This is a genomic window from Alcanivorax sp. UBA3183 (assembly GCF_002364155.1).
Lineage (GTDB): Bacteria > Pseudomonadota > Gammaproteobacteria > Pseudomonadales > Alcanivoracaceae > Alcanivorax > Alcanivorax jadensis.
This window is the reverse complement of the sequence record NZ_DEXN01000032.1, coordinates 54,119-57,040: the sequence shown is the minus strand read 5'-3', so window position 1 is coordinate 57,040 and position 2,922 is coordinate 54,119. Positions and strand designations below refer to the sequence as shown.

The following is a 2,922-nucleotide window of genomic DNA, read 5'->3' as shown; positions in this document are numbered from 1 at the left end:
CCAGGCCGGTATCCACAAAGGGTGTCTTGCTGCCCTCTGGCAGGGCGGTGGCAAACCAGCGTTCGTAATGTTCATCCACTGGCTGCTCATTGTCGGGGTCTTCTTCATCGTTGTTGATGCGGGTGCGCAGCCGAAACAGGCGGGCCTTGAAGCGCATGTACCAGTCGAAATCTGCCAGCACCCGATCCACAAAACCCACCAGGAAGCTGGCCAGGGCCACCGGCAGCAGCAGCGGTGCAAACAGCCAGAACAGGACCGGGGTGAGCAATTTTTCCGCCAGCGGATCCAGCCGTGAAGGGAGGATGGCCTGCAGACAACGCTGATAATCCTGGGGGCGAAGCGCCAGCAGTCGGCCCAGTCCCCAGTAAATAGCTACCAGCAAAATACCCAGACAGAGGTAATAGAGCAGTGACGGGCCCAGGCTTTCCCACACGATCAACAGCGGCAACCAGGGCAGTATCAGCCAGCGTGAGATAAACCGCGCGTGGTCATGGACCTGTCGGGACTGATCGCTGCTCAGATAGGCGTTGGCACTCTGTGCCACCCGGATCACCAGCCATTCGCCGATCAGGCAGAACAAGCCGTAAATCACATAAAGCCGGGCCAGCGGTAGCAGCCAGACAAGAATGCGGGTGGAGGGGGTCTCCAGAAGCGGGGCCAGCAGGTCCAGCATCAGCCACAACAGCACCCAGGGCAGCATGGGCGCCAGGCCGCTGATCAGGCGGCTGGCGTTGCGCAGCCAGCGGTGCTCACCGCTGGCCCGGACCACGGATTCGTGCAGGGTCAGGGTCCATTGGCGAGTGCGCCGGGCCAGTCGGATCAGCAGCATGAAGCCGGCGATGCCGAGGATCAGCGCCACACTGTTCTGCACCAGCGGCAGAAAGCGTTTGTTCTTGGCCGATTCCTGCAGATCCAGATCGATCACATGGGCGGTATCCAGCAGCCGCTGGCCGATGCGCTCTGCTTCGTGGTGGAGCAATGCCGGCGCCTGGGCGGGGCCGCCCATGGCGTCAATCTGGCTCCACAGGGAGCGTCGCTGCCACAGGTCAGCACGCAGCTGGCGCAGCTGGCTCTGCATCTCCAGGCGAGTGCGCAGCAGGTCGCGCCATTGTGCTGTGGGCTGGGGTGGCGGCGTCAGGGACGGGCTCTGATACCAGAGCTGATCCAGTTGTTGCAGGGCCTGTTGTGGTGATAACCCGAGCAGGGGAAGAATGGCCCAGGCCTGCCGGACATGGTCGCTGAGTGTGGTGGCCGCCAGGCTCACCGCCTCCTGGGTGTCTTGCGGGTCGGTCAGTGTCTGCAGATGTTGGTAGAGCGCAGCCAGGGACGAGAAGGCCTGGCGCTGGGTGTCGGGGAGCTGGGTAAATTGCTGGCGCAGAGTATGCAGTTTCTGGTCCTGCCGGCTCAGTTGTCCCAGCAGGGTATCAATGTCGTTTTGCAGGGCGTCGCACTTGTTGTCCGGCACGCTGCGCTGACCCGGCCGGCGCTGGGACAGGGGGGCGGTCTCCTCAAGGGGGTGGCCAAGCAAGGCCGCCAGCTGAACAGGGTCCGGCACCTGACCATTGAGATAGTCCTGTAGTTGCTGCAGCTGCGCTGCCTGCTGCTGTTTCTCCTGTTGGAGCTGTTCAAGGGTTTGACCGGCCGCCTCGCAGGCGGCCACCCCGTTGGCCTGCACCGTGGCGGTCAGGGCCAGAACGATAAGAGCAACACACAGCCGTAAACATGGCGATACCATTCGCAATTCCTTCTCCTCAGCAGAGTCCATTGTAGGAACCGGTAGCCATGCCGTCATCCATTGATATTGCCCATGGGTTTTGTAGCAGCCCGGAAGATACCAAGGTAGCGGAGTGCTATAGTCAAGAAAGGTTTAAACAGGTTCCAAGGAGACAGCCATGAGCGAACTGATTGTGCGGGCCCTGATGGCCAAGCACCCGGCGGCGGTGAAGACCGGCACGGAGCTGACGGCGGTGGTGGACATCCTGTTGCAGCACAAATTCACCGGCCTGCCGGTGGTGGATGATCACAACAAGGTGGTGGGCTTTGTGTCCGAGCAGGATTGCCTGCGCAAGCTGCTGATATCCAGCTATCACTGCGAGGGCAGTCTGGTGGTGGAAGAATTCATGCATAGCCAGCCTCTCACTGTGCACGAGGACGATTCTGCGGTGAATGTGGCCGAGCTGATGGTCACCCAGAAACCCAAGATCTATCCGGTGGTAGACGACAAGGGCATTCTGGTGGGTTTGCTGACCCGGGAGCAGGTGCTGCGCGCCCTCAAGGACAGCCGGCGGGGTTGCGACTGAGGAAAGCGGGTCATACGAAAAACCGCGAGCGCGCAACGGCGTGACCCCTGCGTACAATCCCGCATCCATGACGGGCGTTACATTCCATGACAGCTCAAAACAACAACTCGGGAGAGCTGTCATGAGTAACCTGCAAACCTTTCTGGCCGATTACGGCGAGAGCCATCAGAACCCGGTTAACCAGTGGGTCCATATCCTCTGTGTGCCGGCCATCTTTGTTTCCACCATCGGCCTGTTCTGGCTGCTGCCCCTGGGGCGCTGGCTGGGCCTGGAGGGCACTGCTGCCTATTGGGTCAATGGTGGCACCCTGCTGGCGGTAATCTGCATGCCGTTTTATCTGCGCATGTCACTGGGCATGACAGTGCTGATGACCGGTTGGTTGGCGGCGTCCCTGGCGGTCATCGTGGCGGTGGATCGCAGCGGTTTGTCTCTGGCCTGGAGTGCTGCAGGTGTATGGCTGCTGGCCTGGGCGGTGCAGGTATGGGGCCACAAGGTGGAAGGCAAGAAACCGTCCTTTGTCGATGATCTGGTGTTCCTGCTGGTAGGCCCCATGTTTGTCAGCATCGAGCTGGCACATAAATTGGGGTTTGGCCGCCGCGTATCGGCCTGATCGTCCATTGCC

At 61.1% G+C, this 2,922-nt stretch carries 2 protein-coding genes and 1 pseudogene; 2 read left to right on the top strand and 1 reads right to left on the bottom strand.

Going from position 1 to position 2,922, the window contains the following annotated elements; translation table 11 throughout:
• A pseudogene (locus B3Q33_RS10965) lies at positions 1–1,735 on the bottom strand (ATP-binding protein); the annotation flags it as partial.
• Between the two features lie 157 nt (positions 1,736–1,892).
• Between B3Q33_RS10965 and B3Q33_RS10960 the strand changes: the two are divergent.
• Both B3Q33_RS10960 and B3Q33_RS10955 read left to right on the top strand, forming a co-directional pair.
• Positions 1,893–2,300, top strand: a complete 408-nt coding sequence (locus B3Q33_RS10960) for a CBS domain-containing protein (RefSeq protein ID WP_035248590.1) — start codon at positions 1,893–1,895, stop codon at positions 2,298–2,300.
• A gap of 121 nt (positions 2,301–2,421) precedes the next feature.
• Complete coding sequence (locus tag B3Q33_RS10955; RefSeq protein ID WP_272975170.1) at positions 2,422–2,910, top strand: DUF962 domain-containing protein; 489 nt, start codon at positions 2,422–2,424, stop codon at positions 2,908–2,910.
• The last annotated feature ends 12 nt before the right edge of the window (positions 2,911–2,922 follow it).

Excerpts from the sequence above, each read along its gene's own strand:
- B3Q33_RS10960 (WP_035248590.1), top strand. The coding sequence starts at position 1,893 with ATGAGCGAACTGATTGTGCGGGCCCTGATGGCCAAGCACCCGGCGGCG.
- B3Q33_RS10955 (WP_272975170.1), top strand. The coding sequence starts at position 2,422 with ATGAGTAACCTGCAAACCTTTCTGGCCGATTACGGCGAGAGCCATCAG.